General features: G+C 70.9%; 13 protein-coding genes. 4 read left to right on the plus strand and 9 right to left on the minus strand.

Annotation, left to right across the window (positions count from 1 at the left end):
• Nucleotides 1-36: 36 nt before the first annotated feature.
• The 8 genes from QQM72_RS11810 to QQM72_RS11845 form a co-directional block, all read right to left on the minus strand.
• Nucleotides 37-2,136, minus strand: a complete 2,100-nt coding sequence (locus QQM72_RS11810) for an oxidoreductase (RefSeq protein WP_314220789.1) — start codon at nt 2,134-2,136, stop codon at nt 37-39.
• 28 nt (nt 2,137-2,164) lie between these two features.
• On the minus strand, nt 2,165-3,007 hold the full coding sequence (chcA, locus tag QQM72_RS11815; protein ID WP_314220790.1) for a 1-cyclohexenylcarbonyl-CoA reductase: 843 nt from the start codon (nt 3,005-3,007) through the stop codon (nt 2,165-2,167).
• Entirely contained in the window at nt 3,004-4,173 is a 1,170-nt protein-coding gene (locus tag QQM72_RS11820) for an acyl-CoA dehydrogenase family protein (protein WP_314220791.1), read from the minus strand. The genes chcA and QQM72_RS11820 overlap by 4 nt, the downstream gene beginning before the upstream one ends.
• A gap of 50 nt (nt 4,174-4,223) precedes the next feature.
• The gene (gene aroA, locus QQM72_RS11825; protein WP_314220792.1) at nt 4,224-7,241 is read right to left on the minus strand and encodes a 3-phosphoshikimate 1-carboxyvinyltransferase; all 3,018 of its coding nucleotides are present in this window, start codon (nt 7,239-7,241) and stop codon (nt 4,224-4,226) included.
• A gap of 195 nt (nt 7,242-7,436) precedes the next feature.
• A complete protein-coding gene (locus QQM72_RS11830) occupies nt 7,437-8,762 on the minus strand; it encodes a 3-deoxy-7-phosphoheptulonate synthase (protein WP_314220793.1) in 1,326 nt (441 codons plus the stop codon).
• Between the two features lie 356 nt (nt 8,763-9,118).
• Nucleotides 9,119-9,826, minus strand: a complete 708-nt coding sequence (locus QQM72_RS11835; RefSeq protein ID WP_314220794.1) for an HAD-IA family hydrolase — start codon at nt 9,824-9,826, stop codon at nt 9,119-9,121.
• Between the two features lie 95 nt (nt 9,827-9,921).
• Nucleotides 9,922-11,052: a Gfo/Idh/MocA family protein gene (locus QQM72_RS11840; protein ID WP_314220795.1), complete on the minus strand. Its 1,131-nt coding sequence runs from the start codon at nt 11,050-11,052 to the stop codon at nt 9,922-9,924.
• On the minus strand, nt 11,049-12,212 hold the full coding sequence (locus tag QQM72_RS11845) for a DegT/DnrJ/EryC1/StrS family aminotransferase (RefSeq protein WP_314220796.1): 1,164 nt from the start codon (nt 12,210-12,212) through the stop codon (nt 11,049-11,051). Before QQM72_RS11845 ends, QQM72_RS11840 begins: the two co-directional genes overlap by 4 nt.
• A 354-nt stretch (nt 12,213-12,566) precedes the next feature.
• Between QQM72_RS11845 and QQM72_RS11850 the strand changes: the two genes are divergently transcribed.
• From QQM72_RS11850 to QQM72_RS11865, 4 genes are all read left to right on the plus strand, one after another.
• Complete coding sequence (locus QQM72_RS11850; protein ID WP_314220797.1) at nt 12,567-13,004, plus strand: type II 3-dehydroquinate dehydratase; 438 nt, start codon at nt 12,567-12,569, stop codon at nt 13,002-13,004.
• 97 nt (nt 13,005-13,101) lie between these two features.
• Nucleotides 13,102-14,028, plus strand: a complete 927-nt coding sequence (locus QQM72_RS11855; RefSeq protein ID WP_314220798.1) for a GNAT family N-acetyltransferase — start codon at nt 13,102-13,104, stop codon at nt 14,026-14,028.
• A gap of 44 nt (nt 14,029-14,072) precedes the next feature.
• Nucleotides 14,073-16,607: an amino acid adenylation domain-containing protein gene (locus tag QQM72_RS11860; RefSeq protein ID WP_314220799.1), complete on the plus strand. Its 2,535-nt coding sequence runs from the start codon at nt 14,073-14,075 to the stop codon at nt 16,605-16,607.
• Between the two features lie 42 nt (nt 16,608-16,649).
• Nucleotides 16,650-17,537 (plus strand): ROK family protein, encoded by an 888-nt coding sequence (locus tag QQM72_RS11865; RefSeq protein WP_314220800.1) that lies wholly within the window; start codon nt 16,650-16,652, stop codon nt 17,535-17,537.
• Between the two features lie 138 nt (nt 17,538-17,675).
• On the opposite strand, the gene QQM72_RS11870 is transcribed toward QQM72_RS11865, so the two are convergent.
• On the minus strand, nt 17,676-18,713 hold the full coding sequence (locus tag QQM72_RS11870; protein ID WP_314220801.1) for a 3-dehydroquinate synthase family protein: 1,038 nt from the start codon (nt 18,711-18,713) through the stop codon (nt 17,676-17,678).
• Nucleotides 18,714-18,783: the final 70 nt, after the last annotated feature.

Below are 18,783 nucleotides of genomic sequence, written 5' to 3' on the forward strand. Positions count from 1 at the left end.
CGCGCCCCGCATCGGCCGAGGACTGCGGATCCCGCACTACCCGGTCCGTCCCGGCCTCCTCGACTCGGCCCGTTCAACGATGCGGTGCGCGGCGCGCAGTCCTTGCGCGGTGGCCCGGACAGCGTTGAGCGACCGGGCGTCGGCGGCGCCACCGGCGGTCTCGAAGGGGACCCGGGCCCTGCGGAGCACGGCGGCCACCTCCCGTCGGCTTTCCTGGCCGGTGGCGAGGACGACATGGTCGGCGGCGACCAACCGCCTTTCCCCTCCGCTCTCGACGACGACCACACCGTCCCGGGTGATCTCCTCGTACCGGACGTCGGTGAGCAGGCGTACTCCGCGAGCGCGCAGTTCCTCCATGACCACCCACCGGGTGGAGGGGCCGATTCCGGTGCCGATCCTGCCGCTGCGCCGCATCACGGTGAGCTGACGGGAACCACCGGCCGGGGCGGCCGTGGTCCGTGACACCGGGACGGCTTCCGGCGGTGCGGTCATGGCGCGGGAGGCCAGGAACTCCTCCGGGGTCAGGGCGGGGGAGGAGCCACTGGTGAGGAGGTGCGCCAGGTCGACCGCGATTCCGCCGCCGCCGATGACGGCGACACACGGACCGAGGGCGCCGGGGTCGGCGAACGCCCGCGCGTAGTCGAGGACATGCGGCAGGTCGATGCCGGGAAGGTCCGGCCGGTGAGGGCGGACCCCGGTGGCGAGGACCACTCCGTCCATGGTGCGCAGGACGGGAACGTCCCGCGTACCGATGCGGTGCCCCAGGTGCACGGGCACGTTCAGGTGGTCGAGTTCCTGCTCCCGCTGTCGTACGGTCGCGGCGAAGTCCGCCTTGCCCGGCACCCGGGCGGCCAGCCGGAACTGGCCGCCGGGCTCGTCGGCCGCCTCGTAGACCTCGACCTTGTGCCCGAGTCTCGCCAGGGTGCGGGCCGCCTCCAGTCCCGCGAGCCCCGCGCCGATCACGGCGTACCTGCCCCGGCGCGCGGGAGAGGACCGGGCCGGGAACTCGCGCTCGTGGCCGGCCCGCGGATTGACCAGGCAGGACACCCGCTCGGTGCCGAAGGACCGGTCGATGCACGCCTCGTTGCAGGCGATGCACAGGTCCACCGATGTGCTCGGCCCGGTACGGGACTTGTCGACGATGGCCGGGTCCGCGAGGAACGGGCGGGCCATGGCCACCAGATCGACGTCGCCCCCGGCCAGCACCTGCTCGGCCTGCGCGAGCCGGTTGAAGCGGTTGGAGGCGATGACGGGCACCGTGCCGTGACCCGCTGCCCTCAGGGCCCGCTTGACCCGCTGGGCGTACACGGCCCAGGTGCCCGCCGGTACCTGGGCCTGCACGGTCGGCACCGGGGACTCGTGCCAGCCGACGCCCACCGCGAGCGCGTCGGCGCCGGCTCCGGCGAGCTCCACGGCGAGCGCGGCCGTCTCCTCCCACGAGGTGCCCTCGTCCACGAGGTCGGCGCCCGACATCCGGAAGAGCACCGGGAAGGCCGGTCCCACCGCGGCCCGTACGGCCCGCAGCACCTCGACGGGGAAGCGCCGGCGCCGCCCGGCGTCGCCGCCCCAGGCGTCGTCGCGCCGATTGGTGAGGGGCGCGGTGAACTGATTGATCAGATAGCCCTCGGAACCCATCACCTCGACGGCGTCGAAGCCCAGCTCGTACGCCCCTTCCGCCCCCCGGGCGAAGGCGGCGACGGTCTCGGTGATCTGTTCCTGCGTCATCGTCCCCGGAACGGTGCGGGAGAACCGGCTGTACACGGCGGACGGCGCGAGGGGCGCGGCGCCGTCCGCCCCGGGGGCGCCGGGCAGCGCGTATCTCCCGGCATGGAAGAGCTGGAGGGCGATGAGACCCCCGGCGTCGTGCACCGCGCGGGCGGCCAGGCGCAGCGCCGACCGGTGCTTCTCGTCGTCGAGCACGCCGTAACCGGGACCGCCGGAACCCGCCGGGTTCACCGCGGAGCCGCCTGTGACGATCAGGCCGGCGCCGCCCCGCACACGTTCCGTGTAGAACGCCGCCAGGGCCGCGCCGCCGTCGTCCAGGGTCTCCAGGTTCAGGTGCATGGCACCCATGACGATGCGGTGCGGCACTGTCAGGCCACCGATCACGCAGGGCCTGAAGACGTGGTCCAACACCTGCCATCCCTCTTCTCGGTCGTTGCGTTCAGGCGTCGCGGGTCGGCCGGGGCGGCAGCGCCAGCCCCTCACCCGCGTCCGCGAAGAACGGCGGCGCGACGACGCTGAGCCCGCCGTCGACCACGAGGGTCTGCCCGGTGATGTAGCCCGCCCCCTCGCCGAGCAGGAAGGCGATGGTGTCGGCCATCTCCCGCACGGTGCCGGGACGGCGCGCGGGGATACGGTCGAGGACGCCCTGCATGGGCGGCATGCCCTCCACGTTGTAGAAGAACTCCAGCGAATCGGAGTCGATCAGGCCGCCGTTGACCCCGTTGACGTTGATGCCGTAGGGCGCGAACTCCACCGCCATGTACCGCACCCACGACTCCATGGCGGCCTTCATGCCGCCCAGCATCGCGTAGGTGGGGTAGGCGCGGATGGAACCGTAGGAGGACAGCGCGACGATCCGCCCGCCGTTGTCCATCAGCTTCACGGCCTGTTGCGCCCCCAGGACGAACGGCCGCAGGTTCATCGCGTACGAGCGGTCCAGGTGGTGCGGGCCGAGATCGACGATGTTCTTGAACGCGCTCGCCGCAGCGTTGGAGACGAAGTGGTCGAGCCGCCCGCAGCGCTGCGCCACCTCGTCGAACAGCGTCGTGACGCCCTCGGTGGTCTCGACGTCCGCCTGGACCGCGAAGCCCTGACCCCCTGCCTCCTCGACCTCGGCGACGGTCTTCTGAGCCAGGTCGGCGTTCTTCTTGTAGTTGACGACCACGGTGCCACCGCGTTCGGCGAGGGTGAGGGCCAGAGCGCGGCCGATGCCGCGTGAGGCCCCCGTGATCAGCGAGACCTGCTCGCGGTCGGGCGTCTGCCGGGTGTCCGGGCTGTTCATCGGATCGTTCCCTCTCCGTCCCGGGACGTCGTGCGCTGGAGCAACTCGCGGAACACGACGGCCTTCTGCACCTCGTTGGTGCCTTCCTCGAAGCGCTGGGCACGCGCGTCGCGGTACACGCGCTCGATCTTCTGCGACTTCCAGTAGCCGAGCCCGCCGTGCACCTGGAGCGCCTTGTCGGTGACGTTCGTCAGCATCGTCACCGCGTGCATCTTCGACATCGACGACTGCATGGACGCGTCGTCCGCTCCCTCCTCGAAGCGGCGCGCCGCGTGCAGGACCAGCTGCCGTGCCGCCTCGATGTCCGCCGCGTTCTCGGCGAGCATGAACTGGATGGCCTGGCGCTGGGTCAGCGTCTTGCCGAAGGTCACACGGTTGCGGGCGTATTCGACGGCCAGCTGCTGGGCGCGTTGCGCGAGCCCCACGCAGCTCATCGCCACGGAGATCCGGGACGGGGTGAGGAAGCCGCCGAGGAACACCTCCAGGCCCTGGCCCTCCGCACCGAGACGGTGGTCGACCGGCACCGGGGTGCGGTCGAAGACCAGCGACGCATGGTCGGTACCCGTGACGCCCATGGTGTTCGAGGTGTCCTCGACCGTGACGCCCGGGGCGTCACGCGGCACCAGCAGGGCCATCGTGCCCTCGTGCCCGGTGCTGCCCTCCACCCGCGCGGCCAGCAGGTAGTAGTCGCAGCGCACCCCGAAGGTGATCAGGTGCTTGCGTCCTGAGAGGTAGTACGTGTCGCCCTCGCGCACCACCGACGTGGTGATGTCCGCGCCGGTGCCGTTGCCCGGCTCGGTGAGGGTGAAGGCGATCTTGATCTCACCGGTGACGGAGGGGACGACGAAGCGCTTGCGCTGCTCGTCGTCGGCGTGGCCGTCCATCGATCGCCAGATGCCGTTGACCACGTGCACGATCATGCGTACGGATCCGTGCGAGCGGGAGAAGACCTCCATCAGCTCCATCCAGCGTACGAAGCCGAGGCCCTGGCCGCCGTACTCCTCGGGAGCGGCTATCCGCAGGAACCCCAGGCCGTTCAGCTCGGCCCACAACTCCTCGGGCACCTGCCCGCTCTCCTCGATGCGTTCGGCCCAGCGCTCGCCGGGCCCCTCCACCCACTGTTCGACCTGGGTACGCAGCTCGTGGAACTGCTGCTCGTCCGTCATGTGCCACCTCTGTCCTTGTTCCGTCGTTCCGGTCCGCTGTCCGTCGCGCGTCAGCCGGCGTCCTCGTCGTGGGGCCGCAAACCACGGGCCAGCGCCCGCAGTTCCCACTTCTTCACCTTGCCGATGGGGTTGCGCGGCAGGGCGTCGATCCGCTCCAGACGCTCCGGCCAGTACTGTTTGGCCACCTCGTGTTCATCGAGGTGACGCCGCATCTCCTCGAAGGTCAGCTCCGTACCGCCCGCAGGGACCACGAAGGCGCAGGCGCGCTCGCCGAGGCGCTCGTCCGGCATGGCCACCACCGCGACGTCTTCCACCGCGGGGTGTCCGAAGAGCAGTTGCTCGATCTCCGCGACGGGTATCTTCTCGCCGCCGCGGTTGATCACATCCTTGACCCGTCCGGTGATCCGCAGGAAGCCCTCGGTGTCGATCGTCGCCAGATCGCCCGTGCGGTACCAGCCGTCCTCGGTGAACGCCTGGGAGGTCAGGTCGGGACGTTCGAGGTAACCGTCGAAGACCGTGGGGGAACGCAGCTCGAAGTTGCCCTCCTTGCCCGCGGGCAGCACCAGCCCTTCGTCGTCGGTGATCCGCAGCTCGATGCCGTCCAGCGCGCGGCCGTCGGAACCCCAGCGCTGCCGGGGCTCGTCGCCGGGTGACGACAACGCGCCGAGGCAGGTCTCCGTGGTGCCGAAGGCCCCGCACACGTCGGTGCGCAGCACCCGCCCGGCCCGCTCCGCCAGACCCCGCGGCACCATGGCTCCCGTCGCCACGAAGATCCGCAGGTGTTGCGGCGTTTCGCCGCTCTCCTCCACGGCTTTCACCAGGTCGGACAGGAACGGCGTCGCGGCCTGCACGAACGTCGCCCGGTGGTCGTTGAGCGACTGCAGTGCTCGCTTGGCGTCCCACTCGGGCTGCAGGATCTGCGGCACGCCCAGTACCAGGGCGAGCACCATGCCGTAGAGGAAACCCGTCTGGTGCGCGAGCGGCGACGGCACCCAGATCGCGTCCTGCCTGCCGAGCCCGAGGTGTCCGATCTCCATCGCGGCGGCCCTGACCAGGTTGCGCGTGGGCTGGGTGACCCCCTTCGGTTCGCTGGTGGTGCCCGAGGTGAAGAGCAGCTGCGCCGTCATCTCCGGTGTCGGTGCGAGGGCGTCGAGCATCACGCGGTCGACCGCCGCCGCCGACAGCGCCTGCCCCCAGTCCCGCACGGTGGTCCCGCCCGTGGGGGACTCGGGCAGCTGAGCGGAGCCGCCCGCGGTGGCCAGCACCACCACGTGCTCCAGGCCCAGGTCCGAGCCGTCCTCAGCGACCAGGTCCAGCGCCTCCTCGGCGGGCAGGCGCGAGCGGTGCCGGTCCACCACGAACAGCACCCGTGCCTTGGAGCGCCGCAGGACGAAACCGAGCTCGCGCTTGCGGAAGAACGGGATGACCGGGCAGCACACGGCCCCGATGCGCAGGGCGGCCAGCGAGAGCACCACGAACTCGATACGGTTCGGCAGCTGGTACGCCACGTTCTCGCCCGGCCGTACCCCGAGCCGCAGCAGCAGGGCCGCCGCACGGTCCACCTGTTCGGACAGCTCGCTCCAGGTGATCATCTCGTCGCGGTCGGAGCGCACGTCCACGACGGCTGTGTCCTGTGGCCGGGACTCGGCCCTTCGGCGCAGCCACTGCGGCAGCGTGACCCGCGAGGCGGTCTCGGGGTCGACGGCCTCCGGCGTCGTCACGGGGGCACCGGGGCCCGCGCCGTCACCGGCGGGGCCCGCCGAGCCGTCCTGCACCGACATGGGCACGGTGAGCGTGTTCATCGCGTCGAGGAACGTCGGGTACGAGATGCGGTACGCGTTCGGATAGGTCAGCGTCGAATGCCCCCGTGCCCGTGACGACGCCACCGCGAGCGACATCAGGATGCGGTGGTCGTTGAACGAGGACAGCCTGGCCCCGGTCAGGCCGTCCACGCCTCGGACCCGCAGCGTGTCGTCCGACAGTGCCAGGCGGCCGCCCATGGAGTTGAGCTGGAGCATGGCGGCGGCCCGGTCGGACTCCTTGAGCCGGGTGTGCGCGATGTTGCGGAACACCGACTCGCCGCGCGCGAACGTGGCGAGAGTCGACAGGATCGGCAGCATGTCAGGGATGTCGCGGCAGTCGACGTCGACCGCGGTGAGCCGCGGCGTGTCCTGCCGGATGCGCAGACCGCCGGCCGCCTCGTCGGTCTCCATGGGTACGCCCATGGAGCGTGCGACGTCGAGGAAGTGGAACTCGGGGTGATCGGCCGGGCCACCCTCCAGCGTGGTGATCCCGCGCAGCAGCACATCACTGGGGTGCAGTGCTGCGGCCGCGATGCCGAACGCGGCCGAGCCGATGTCCGGCGGCAGCGTCAGTTCGACGCCGCGCGCCTGCTGGCCGGGCTCGATGTCGAAGCGCCGCCAGTCCTCGGAGACGGTCACCTCGAGGCCGAACTGCCGCATCATCGCCACAGTCAGTTCGAGGTAGGGGCGTTCGTTGAGTTCGCCCTCCACCTCGATGGTGGTGTGCCGCGTCGCGAACGGGGCCAGCAGGATCAGGCCCGAGACCCACTGGGACAGGGTTCCCGCGATGGTGACGTGGCCGCCCGTCGGTCTGCGGCCCTGTACATGGATGGGCGGGCAGTCGTCGGCCGACTCCAGCCGGACCCCCATCTGTTCGAGGGCGCGCAGCAGGGGGCCGACCGGGCGTCGTCTGAAGTACTTCTGCCCGGTCACCGACACGGCGCGGTCCGACAGTGAGGCCAGACCGATCATGAAGTACAGCGTCGTGCCGGAGCTGCCGGCGGAGATCGCCTCCCGGCGGGGCCTGTACAGCCCGCCGAGTCCATGCACCACGAAGGTGTCACCGTCCCTGGCGATCTGCACGCCGAGGTCGCGCAGCAGCCGCACGGTGTACCCGACGTGCCGTGCGTCGGACAGTCCGTGGACGCGGCTGACGCCGTCGGCGAGCGAGGCGAGGATCAGCGCACGGTGCGCGTGGTATTTCGAGTGGGGGACAGGAATCTCACCGGTGACACAGTGCTGAATTCCGTTGACGAGAAGGTGCATGGGTCCTACTACTCCCTGACTTTGGTATGGCAGCCGAGACAGGAAAAGAAAACGGTCCGAATCCTCACGGCACACCGAAGCCGAAGCGTCGAGTAACACGCACACAGAAAAATCGGACGCCGACCTCGCAGGGTCAGAAGTTCGAACTGGAGAACATGTTCCGGCCCGTTCCGCGGGACGTTCCGGGAGTTCGCCCTACGTCTGGTTGAGCCGCAACGCGGAGTGGTTCCGGGTCTCGAACTCCTGGTAATCCGGAGCGGAAGGCAGAGGCCGGCTGCCCGGCATCGCTCGCGCCTCCTCGGCCACGCGTGACCCGTCTGCGGGCACGGCGGGCCGGACGTCAGCGTCGGACCAGGCGGAGACCAGCGAAACGGCCTGTTCGGGATTGAGCCGCGGGTCGCACAGGCTGGTCCGCCGGACGGCCTTCCCCTCGTACACGGAGACGTCCGCGGCACATTCGAGGACGTCGTCGGGGGTGGTCTCCAGGTGCAGTCCGCCCGGCGTGCCGCCGACGTCGGTCACGGCCCCGAGGAATCCCCGGACCTCCCGTGCCATGGTCTCCAGCAGGCGGGTCTTGTGCCCGTCCGGGCCGACGACGGTGTTCCCGTGCATGGGGTCGCTGAGCCAGATCACCGGATGGCCGGCCACCCGGACCGCCTCCACGAGCGCGGGCAGTCGGTCGGTGACCTTCTCGGCGCCCATGCGTGCGATGAGGGTGAGCCGGCCCGGTTCCCGCAGTGGGTCGAGCCGTTCGCACAGGACGGTGATCTCCTCCACGGTGGTGGTCGGACCGACCTTCACGGCGACCGGGTTGACGATGCCGGCGACGAGGTCCAGGTGAGCGCCGTCCAGCTGACGGGTGCGCTCACCGATCCACGGCCAGTGGGTTGAGCCGAGCCAGCGGCGCCCGTCACCCAGCTCACGGATCAGGGGCACTTCGTAGTCGAGGACGAGCGCCTCGTGGCTCGTCCAGACCCGGGGTTCCATCAGGGGCTGGTGACCCAGGACCGCGCGGCCGCGCCAGCCCAGGTGCTCCATGACATCGCCGGCCGTCATGTACGAGGTCAGCAGGCGCAGCGGATCGTGCCGCCGGCTTTCCGGGTCGCACTCGGGGCCGTTGACCATGTGGCCCCGGTAGACCGGCAGTTCCAGGTCCCCGATCCGCTCGAGCTGCCTGGATCGCGGCTTGGCGAACTGGCCCGCGATACGCCCGACCCGCACGACCGGCTTGTGGGTGGTCATCTTCAGTGTCGCGGCGAGCAGGTCGAGCACCGCGGATTTGCGCGAGACGTACTCGGCGTCGCACTCACCCGGGTTCTCGGCGCAGTCCCCGGCCTGCACCACCAGGGCTTCGCCCCGGGCCACCTGGGCCAGCAGCGTCCGCAGCACCCGCACGTCCTCCGCCGCGACCAGCGGCCGACGTGCGGCCAGTACCTTCCGGATGCGCCGGACCTGTGACGGGTCGTCCCACTCGGGCTGTTGCAGGGCCGGCTTACGCATGTCGGTCACGGCTTTTCCCACGTCGGGTCTCCGGTGAAATATCGGTCGAGATATGACTGCGATCATTGGAGGATGATTCTCGAAGACCCTTCGACAGCCTCCGGTGGGAACCGTAGAAGGTCGGGAACGGGCTGTGGATCCCCTAGCCCGGTGAATGCCACTGGATTTTCCTCCATCGGATTCTCGGAATGATGACCATCGGCGTCTTGAACCACCGCGTCAGGACATTCCGATCGGGATGTCGGCCCCGTGAACGCTCCTGTCCGAGCTTTCCATCGCTCGGCCCCTGCCCCAATCCCCTGGGGATCCCCTACTCCCCCCTAAATGACGGCTCTGAGCCGGACGGCCCCCGATGACGCGGAGCATGTCCCCCAGGATCAGGGCGTGCGGGCTTCGCCGAGGCACACCCCGAGCAGTTCCGAGGGGGAGCGCAGCACGACATCGGGGCTTTCCGCGAGGAGGGTCTCCTCGTCGGTCTCGCCCCACAGAGCGGCTACGGCGGCGACGCCGGCGCTCCGCGCGCTGGTGAGGTCGGTGACCGCGTCGCCGACCATGACCGTCCGCGAGGGGTCGCAGCCGAGCACGCCCAGTGCCTTGAGCACGATGTCGGGGGCCGGCTTGGGGCGTTCCACCTCGTCGGAGCCGATCACGACGGTGAACAGGTCCAGTAACCCGAGCTGTTCGAGGAGCGCACGGGCCCGCGGTCCGCTCTTGCCGGTGGCGACGGCGAGTCCGATACCGCGGGCCCGCATTTCCCTGAGCATCTCCGGTACGCCGTCGAAGACCGGGACGAGGTGGGCGAGCCGGTAGCTCTCACGGACGAACGGGGCCTCCATCTCCAGCGGCAGCCCCATGATCCGCATGATGTCGGGGAAGTAGCGGCCCAGATGGCGCTCGTACTCCTCGAACGGGGGCTCGCCGTCCCCCACCACCTCGGCGTAGGCGGTGGTGAAGGCCTGGCGCATCACGGCGAAGCTGTTGACGAGCACCCCGTCGAGATCGAAGACGACCGCGTCGATCGGCTGTACCCCGTTGTCGCGGGTGCCGACGGTGGCGGGGCCTTGGCTGGTTCCAGGACTGTCCATGGCGCTGTGGTGCTCTCCTTCGTGGGGCGGCGGCTTCGGCTGGGGGACCGCTGCCGCCGCGGTACGGGTCCCGGCCGAATCGGTGGTCGTGCCGGTCACGCCCGGTGCGACCGGGATTTCTCCTGCGCGGCGCGGGCCGAGGAGTAGATCCGCTCGATGGCGCCGATGGTGCGGCGCGCCTCCTCGATGGCCCGGCGTGGACCGGCCGGGTCCCGCAGCTGGGCGAGCAGATCGTCGAGCTGCCGGTCGTACTCCGTGCCGATGGGCTCTTCGGGCACCGGGACCCCGCGGGTGCGGCCGTCGGCGGTGCGGGTCAGTTCCGGGTGCTCCAGGCGGTTGGGGCTGAAGCCGAACGTGCACCGCAGGGTCGCAACCCCCGCGCTGCCGTCGATCCGGACGCGGGTGATGTCGCGCTCCTCGTGCGAGGCCCAACTGGCGTGCAGCGACAGTGAGACACCGTCGTCGGTGACGAGGAACGCGCGGGCGGTGTCCTCGACGTCGATGACGCAGGCGTCGGCCCGCTCGCTCTCCTGGCCGTCCTCGGCCGTCCCGGCGCGCCAGGAGACCCGTGCGGAGTCCCGCGCGATGAAGTCACCCGAGACCGCGCCGGTGACCTGCGTGAAGTTCGCGGAGCCCAGCAGCGGAGTGGCGATGTCGAAGAGATGCCAGCCGAGGTCCACCAGCGCCCCGCCGCCCGACAGCCGGCGCCGGGTGAACCAGCCGCCCGCGTCCGGCACGCCCCGGGCACGCACCCAGGACAGCTCGATGTGGCGGATCGTGCCCAGGTCGCCGGCGCTCGCGAGCAGGGAGCGGACGTCGGCGCGGTGGCGGGCGGCGCTGCCCGCCAGGAGCCGTGCACCGCCGACGCGTTCGGCTTCGGCCAGTTGCTCCGCCTCCGCTGACGTCAGGCACACCGGCTTCTCGAGGAAGACCGGGATGCCCTTGTGGAGCAGGCCGCCGGCGATCTCGCAATGCAGGTGGTTGGGCACGGCCACGATGGCCAGGTCCACCTCCGCGGGGTCCGCGTCGTGCACGGCCGCCAGGACCGGGGTGTCCGGGAACTCCGCAGCGACGGCCGCGCGCGAGGCCGGGTCGGGGTCGACCGCCGCGTTCACGGCGAATCCGGGATGGCGACGCAGCCGCGGCAGCCAGATGGAGCGAGCCGCCCAGCCGAGTCCCACCACAGCGGTGCGGACCGGCCGGCCGTCGTGGTTCGCCGCGGTCATGAGCCGAGGACGTCGGCTATGACGGCGGCGACCTCGTGCATGTGTTCCTCGGTGCCGAGCAGCGTCCGGTGGTGCACCCACAGGCAGTCGGATGTCAGTGCCTCGGAGTTGGGGCAGCGCCGGGCCAGTTCGTCCACCGACAGGTCCGGAGCGCCCACCTCCCAGAAGGCGTCCGTGCGGTAGACCGAGCGGAACGCCACGAACGCGGGGACACCTCGCTCGATGAGCGTGTCGACCACCTGCGCGCGCCGCTCCTCGGTGATGCCGGGGACCCGGAACATGGCCATGTAGTGCGGGTTGCGGTCGGCCCGGGGGTCCAGCCGCTGCGGCAGTACGCCGGGGATCTCGGCGAGCAGCGAGGACAGCAACGGCCATCGTTCCTCACGGGTTTGGATCTGCCCGTCCAGGCGCGCGAGCTGGGCGCGCAGCACGGAGGCGGAGAACTCGTTGAGCCGGAAGTTGGAGCCCGAGGTGCGGTGGAAGTAGCCGCGGTCGCCGCGGGGGCGTCCGCAGCTGTGCCGGACGAAGGCGTGTTCCGCCATCTCGGCGGTCGGGAACAGCACCGCACCGCCCTCGCCCGCCGTCATCAGCTTGCCGTTCTGGAAGGAGAACGCGGCGACCGAGCCCAGCTCACCGACCCGCCGGCCGTTCCAGGTGGCGCCCTGTGCGTGTGCCGCGTCCTGGATCAGCGGCACACCGGATTCGGCGGCGACCTTGTCGAGGGAGTCCATGTCGGCGAACTGGCCGGCCATGTGCACGGGCATGATGGCGCGGGTCTTCGCAGTGATGGCTTTGGCGGCCTCGGCCGGATCGATGCAGTACGTCTCCGGGTCCACGTCCACCGGCACCACGACCGCGCCCAGGCGCTGAGCGGCCTGGGACGAGGAGATGAAGGTGAAGGCCGGCACGATCACCTCGGTGCCGGGGCCGACACCCATGACCTCCAGAGCCAGTTCGAGGGCGTGCGTGCCGTTCGTGACGGCCAGTGCGTGCTCGCTCCCGTGGTACTCGGCGAACTCCCGCTCGAAGGCGTCGACCTCGCCACCGCCCATGCGCCACCACTGACCCTGCTCCAGCGCACGTATGAGGCCGGTCCGCTCCGCGTCGTCGTACTGCGGCCACGCCGGTAGGTCTGAGCCCAGTCGCACACCACTGCTCATGCTGTTCCTTGCTCCTTCGGTCTACGCGCATGCGAATACTGCCGCAGCGAACGCCACGGAGGTCACGACGCGGAACCACCCCGCATGAGGCGGGTGTTCACTCGGACGCCGGCGCCGGAACACGACCTCGGTGCGGTCCGCGCGCCCGGCCGGGCAGGTCGGCAGCAGCCCCCGGCCGGGGTCGGTCGTCGCAATTAGCACGCTAACCCAGTGGTTGGCGAGACGTCATTCCCCTGGGGACCCCCCTATGTTCCCCCTTGTGATTGCGGGCATACCGGGGAGCGGTGTTTGACTGTCAATGGCCGTGCTATAAAAAGCACTTCCCGGTGGTTCCGTACAGACAAAGGGTGTGCATTGAGCAGGCTTCTGTTGGTGAACGGGCCGAATCTCGGCATCCTCGGGAGCCGTCAGCCCGAGATCTACGGAACGGATACGCTCGCCGATATCGAAGGATGGGTCGCCGAAGAAGTGGCGGATCGCGGCTGGAAAGTGGAAGCGTTCCAGCACGACGGTGAGGCGGAGATGATCCGCACCATCCAGGGCAATTACGACTCCGTCGGTGCGATCGTCAATCCCGCCGCCCTGATGATGGCCGGCTGGGGACTGAGGGACGCGCTGGCCGACTATCCGCGCCCGTGGTTCGAGGTCCACCTCTCCAATGTCTGGGCCCGCGAGCAGTTCCGGCACGAGTCGGTGACCGGACCGCTCGCCAGCGGAGTGATCTTCGGGCTGGGTGCCACGGGCTATCGGCTCGCCGCTCGCGCGTTGCTGGAGAAGGTCACCGACCGCTGACGCGGTGCCACCGGCCGTGAGAGACCCCTGGTTCCCGTGTGAGCCGCGCCCGCGCGTCATCGCCACGGACACGACTGAAAGCCGAGGACACGACACCATGCCCCAGGTACAGACGGCGGAATCAGTGCTGGCCGCCCACCGCGACCGGCTGCGCCCCGTCGACCGGATGATTCCGCAGGCCGCTGCGCTGCCGGAGCCCGGCGAAGGCGAAGAGCTGCTGGAGGTCGACGGGGCGCAGGGCCTGCTGACACACACCCGTGTCGACGCGGACGCGCTGGAGGCGGTGCTCGGCCCGCTCGACCGCTGGGAGCTGACCCCCAGGGTCTCCGGGCCCGACGAGATGGCCGCTCTGCTCACGCACTGGCAGCAGTACATGCGCAGCCACCCGGAACGCCCCGGTGCGGACTCCATGGCCGCCGTCGAGTGGCCCAGCCGCGACGTGGGCATGACCCGGGTCCTGCGTGCCTTCGGATTCGTCCCCGAGTTCGTGATGATCGGCCGGGTCAAGGGCACCGACCTGGTGCCCGAGTCGGGGCGGGTCCACGTGCGGCGGGCCACCCCCGAGGACAGTGAGGCGGTGTTCGAACTGCAGATGGTGGAGACCCGGTTCGACGCCGCCGTCAGCGGCGCCGTCGAGCGCGCCAATACCGAGGCGCTGCTGCGCGAGGAGATCACCGCGTCGTTCAAGCGCGACGAACCGCTGATCTGGGTCGCCGAGTACGAGGGCGCGATCGTGGGCATGCACCGGGGCGAGGATCCCTCCGAGCCGCAGCAGGCATGGCTCGCGACGAAGATCGCCGCCACCCCCGTCGCGCATCTGGTCTGCCAGGCCGTCAAGGAGGGCTACCGGGGCCTGGGCATCGGCACCTCCCTCGCCAACCACGTCCACGCCGATCTGGACGCCATGGGCATCGGCGCGTCGGTCGGCTACCACGCGATGTTCAACCCGATCTCCACGCCGTTCTGGCACCGCCACGGCTGGCGGCCGTACTGGAACCGCTGGATGCGCACCCCGGCCGTCTGAGCGGCACCGTGCCGAGAATCCGTACGAGCCCTGTGGAGGGGAACATGCTGGTGAAGGCGCTGGAGGAGCGGGCCGACTCCGTTGCGGACCTCACGGCCCTCGAATGCGAGGGTGTGGAGCTCACCTACCGGGAGGCGCACGAGCAGGCCAACCGGCTCGCCCGCCACCTGGTCGCCCAGGGTGTGGGGCCCGACCGCGTCGTCGCGGTGATGCTGCCCCGCTCCACGGACCTGCTGGTGGCGCTGCTGGCGGTGCTGAAGGCGGGCGGGGCCTACCTGGCGCTCGACCCGGAACACCCCGCCGAGCGCGTGGCCTTCCAGGTCCGCGACGCCGCTCCGGTCGCCCTGCTGACGTCGACCCGCATCCACGCCGACCGCACCGACCTTGGTGTTCCCCGCGTCGTGCTGGACGAACCCGCGACGGCCGCGACGCTCGCCGGACTGCCCGCCGGGCATCTGACGGACGCCGAGCGGGCTGCCCCGCCGCGGCCCGAGGACCTCGCGTACGTCATCTACACCTCGGGTTCCACCGGCACCCCCAAGGGCGTCGAGATCCCCGTGCGCGCCTTGCACAACCTGCTGGAGGCGATGCGGGAGCGGCTGTCCATGGAGCCGGGTGACCGCATGCTGTCGGTCACCACCGCCACCTTCGACATGTCGGTGCCCGAGCTGTTCCTGCCGTACTACACCGGTGCCCGCGCGGTCATCGCCCCCCGCGCCACCGGGCAGGACCCGCAGGCGCTGGGCGACCTGATCGTCCGCGGGAAGATCGGCACCGCACAGGCCACCCCCACTCACTGGCACATGCTGGCCACCGTCAGTCCCGAGGCGCTGCGCGGCCTGCGCATCCTCATCGGTGGCGAGGCGCTGTCGGAGAAGCTGGCGGCGGCGCTGCTCGACCTCGGTGCCGAGGTCGTCCAGTGGTACGGGCCCACGGAGACCACCGTGTGGTCCACGGTCCACCCGGTCACCGGGCCCGAGGACGCCGCCGTCATCGGCAAGCCCCTGCGCAACACCCGGCTGTACGTCCTCGACGAGGACCTGGTGCCCGTCGAGGCCGGCACCGAGGGTGAGCTGTTCATCGCCGGCGCGGGAGTCGCCCGCGGCTACCTCAACCGGCCGGAGCTGACCGCCGAGCGTTTCCTGCCCGACCCTTTCGGTGACGGCAGCGCCCTGATGTACCGCACGGGCGATGTGGTGCGGCTGCGCCCGGACAGCGACCTGGAGTACGTCGGCCGTGCCGACCACCAGGTCAAGCTGCACGGCTTCCGGATGGAACTCGGCGAGATCGAGGCCGTCCTGGAGCGCTCCGAGGACATCGACCAGGCGGCCGCGACGGTCCGCGAGGACCGGCCCGGCGACCGGCGCCTCGTGGCCTACGTGACGGCCGCCCCCGGCCGCGTGCCGGACGTCAAGGAACTGCGGAACTTCGTGGCGGACACACTGCCTCCGTACATGGTGCCGTCCGCCGTGGTGGCCCTGGAGGAGTTCCCTCTCACCCCCAACGGCAAGCTCGACCGCAAGGCCCTGCCGGCCCCGGTCGTCGCGCGGACGGCGATGGTGGAGACGCACCTCACGCAGTCGGAACTGCTCCTCAGCCGGCTCTTCGCCGAGGTGCTCGGTGTGGAGCAGGTCGGACCACGCGACAGCTTCTTCGACCTCGGCGGCTCCTCGGTGCTCGCGGCACGGCTGCTGGCCCGGGTGCGCTCCGAGATGCAGTTGGAGCTGTCGATCCGGATGCTGGTGGAGTCCCCGACGCCGGCCGAGCTCTCCCGGCGGCTCACGGGTGAGGAGCCGCAGGACTCCTTCGACGTACTGCTGCCGCTGATGACCAGGGGCTCGGCACGGCCGCTGTTCTGCATGCGCCACCTCGGCGGCACCGCCTGGTGCTACGGAGTGCTCGCCCAGCACTTCAGCCTGGAGTACCCCCTCTACGGCCTCCAGTCGCACACCTTCCAGGAGTTCGACACCCCCGTCGACACCATCGCGGCCATGGCGGCGGACTACGCGGACCGCATCAGAGGCGTGCAGCCCACGGGCCCTTACCGCATTCTCGGCTGGTCCTTCGGGGGCATCCTCGCCCACGCCGTCGCCGCCGAGTTCCAAAAGCGCGGTGAGGAGATCGAGTTCCTCGGCGTGTTCAACACCAACCCGCACATCACGGAAAAGGAGGACCGTGACGAGCAGGGCCTGATCGAACTGATCCTGCTGATCAACGGCAAGGACCTCGCCGCATACGAGCGCCCGCTCACGTACGAGGACATCGCCGAATTCGCCGACATGGCGACGAACTACGCCTGGCGCGGCAGGAAGAGCGCGGCCGAGACCTTCGTCGAGACCATGCTGACCGACCTCGGCGCCTGGAAGGACCACACGCCCGAGAAGTACAGCGGCGCCATGCACCTGTTCGCGGCCGATCCCAGCCCGGTGGCCGAAGCGGCCTCCAGCGAGGCCTGGGCGCCGTACGTCGCGGGCGAGATCGTGCGACACGAACTGGGCTGCGGCCACGAGGAGATGCTCAGCAGCCCCCGCGTGCTCCGCCAGGTCGCGGAGATCGTCACCGCCCACCTCAGGGACTGACCCGGCCGGGAGGCAGCCATCCCCTACCACCTGGGCATCGACGTGGGCGGCACGAAGGTCGCCCTGCGTGCGGAGCACACGGACGGCACCGTGCGCGAGGCCGGCTTCCGGTGGCCACGGGCCCCCGACGCGCCCGTGCCCGCGGCTGCGGACCTGGACCTGCTCGCCCGGCACATCCGGGAGCTGTGCGCCGTCGCCCCGGACGAGTTGGCGGGCGTCGGCGTGGCGATGCCCGCCACCCTGGACGCGGCGGGCGTCGTCACCGCCTGGCCCAACCGCCCGGGCTGGAGCGGCCTCGACCTCGGCGGCGCGCTGCGCGAGCTCTTCGGCACCGAGGAGGTGGCCTGCGCCGACGACGGCGACCTCGCCGCGCTCGCCGAAGCACATGCGGCGGGCCGTCCCGACCTGCTGTATCTCGGAGTCGGCACCGGAGTCGGCGGCGGGATCGTCCTCGGCGGCAGACTGCTGCCCGGCCCCTCGCGGGGCTCCTGCGAGATCGGCCACCTGATCGTGGACCGGTCCGGGGAACTGTGCGACTGCGGGCGCCGCGGCTGTGTGCAGTCCGTGGCCTCGGGACCCGCCGTACTGCGCCGGGCCGCCCGCGCCCGCGGCACGGAGGTGACCTTCCCCGAGCTGGCGCGGGCTCTCGCCGACGGCACGTCCTGGGCGGCCGACGCCGTACGCGAGGGCTGTGCGGCGCTGGCCGCGGCCGCTGTCGGGGTGGGCGAACTGCTTCGCCCCGCAGCCGTCGTGATCGGTGGCGGATTCGCCGACGCCCTGCCCGGCTTCACCGAAACGGTCGGGGCGGAGACGGCGCGACTGGCCCGCCCCGGTTTCCCGCCGCCGCCCGTGGAGCCCGCCCGCCTCGGTGGACTCTCCTCACTGCACGGGGCGGTCCTGCTGGCCAAGGGCCGCCCACCGGAGAACTGACACCGGGCGGATCACGGGACGGACGGCCGTCATGGCCGGCGGTGGCCCGCCCGCCGCCGGGAACGACGTGGTCCGGGCCGGTCCGGACGAACTCCTCTTCCGGACCGGCGCGAACCGTCCGTCGCACGCGAACCCTTCTCAGGCCGCCGCGCGCGGCATCTCCGCCAGCACCCGCGCGACGACGTCCTCCGGCAGGTCAGGCACCAGCTCGGCGCCGGCCTGGCCGTCCAGCACGAAGGTCAGCCCGGACATCGCCTTCTTGTCCAGCCGTACGAGCTCGATCAGCCGGGCCGGAGCGACATCCGCGGGCAGCTTGTGGGGCAGCCCGTAGTGACGCACCACTTCCAGGTGCTCCGCCGTCCGCTGCTCGTCGATCCGGCCCATGGCCCGGGCGAGCCGCCCCGCGAACACGGTGCCGATCGCCACCGCCTCGCCGTGCCGCAGCCGGAAGTCCGTGGCCAGCTCCAACGCGTGGCCCAGGGTGTGGCCGTAGTTGAGCAGATGGCGCAGGCCGGTGTCGCGCTCATCGGCGGACACGATCTGTGCCTTGCGCGCCACACTCGCCGCGATCTGCTCCGGCAACGGCAGCTCCCGCAGGTCGCCCGCGCCGATGAAGTGGCAGCGGGCGATCTCCCCGTACCCGTTGAGCGTCTCCCGCTCGGGCAGGGTCTCCAGGTAGTCGGTGTCGCACAGCACCGCGCTGGGCTGCCAGTAGGCGCCGATGAGGTTCTTGCCCTCGGGTGTGTTCACCGCGGTCTTGCCGCCCACGCTGGCGTCCACCTGCGCGAGCAGCGTGGTCGGCAGATGCACCACGGGCACCCCGCGGTGGAAGAGGGCGGCGGCGAGGCCCACCACGTCCGTCGTGGTGCCGCCGCCGACGGAGACGACGACGTCGTCACGGGTCAGCCCGAAACGCACGAACTCCCGGCACAGCGATTCGACGGTGCCGAGCGTCTTGTCCCTCTCGCCGTCACGGGCTCGCAGGACCAGCGAGGGCACGCCGGGGTCGGGAATCCAGGCGTCCGGCCGGGCCGAGACCACCGCCGCACGCCGCGCTCCCAGCCCCTCGACGATCCCGGACAGCGAGTGCCGCACCCCGGGTCCGATGTCGACGGGATAGGCACGGTCGCCGAGTTCCACCCGGATACGGGTGTGATGGGATGTCGAATTCTTCATGTCCGTGTGTGTCCCTTTCCCTGCGGTCCCGCCGTCGCGGGAAGCTGCCGGGAAAAGAAATCCCGCTCCC

The sequence above is a fragment of the Streptomyces zaehneri genome, assembly GCF_032248645.1.
Lineage (GTDB): Bacteria > Actinomycetota > Actinomycetes > Streptomycetales > Streptomycetaceae > Streptomyces > Streptomyces coriariae.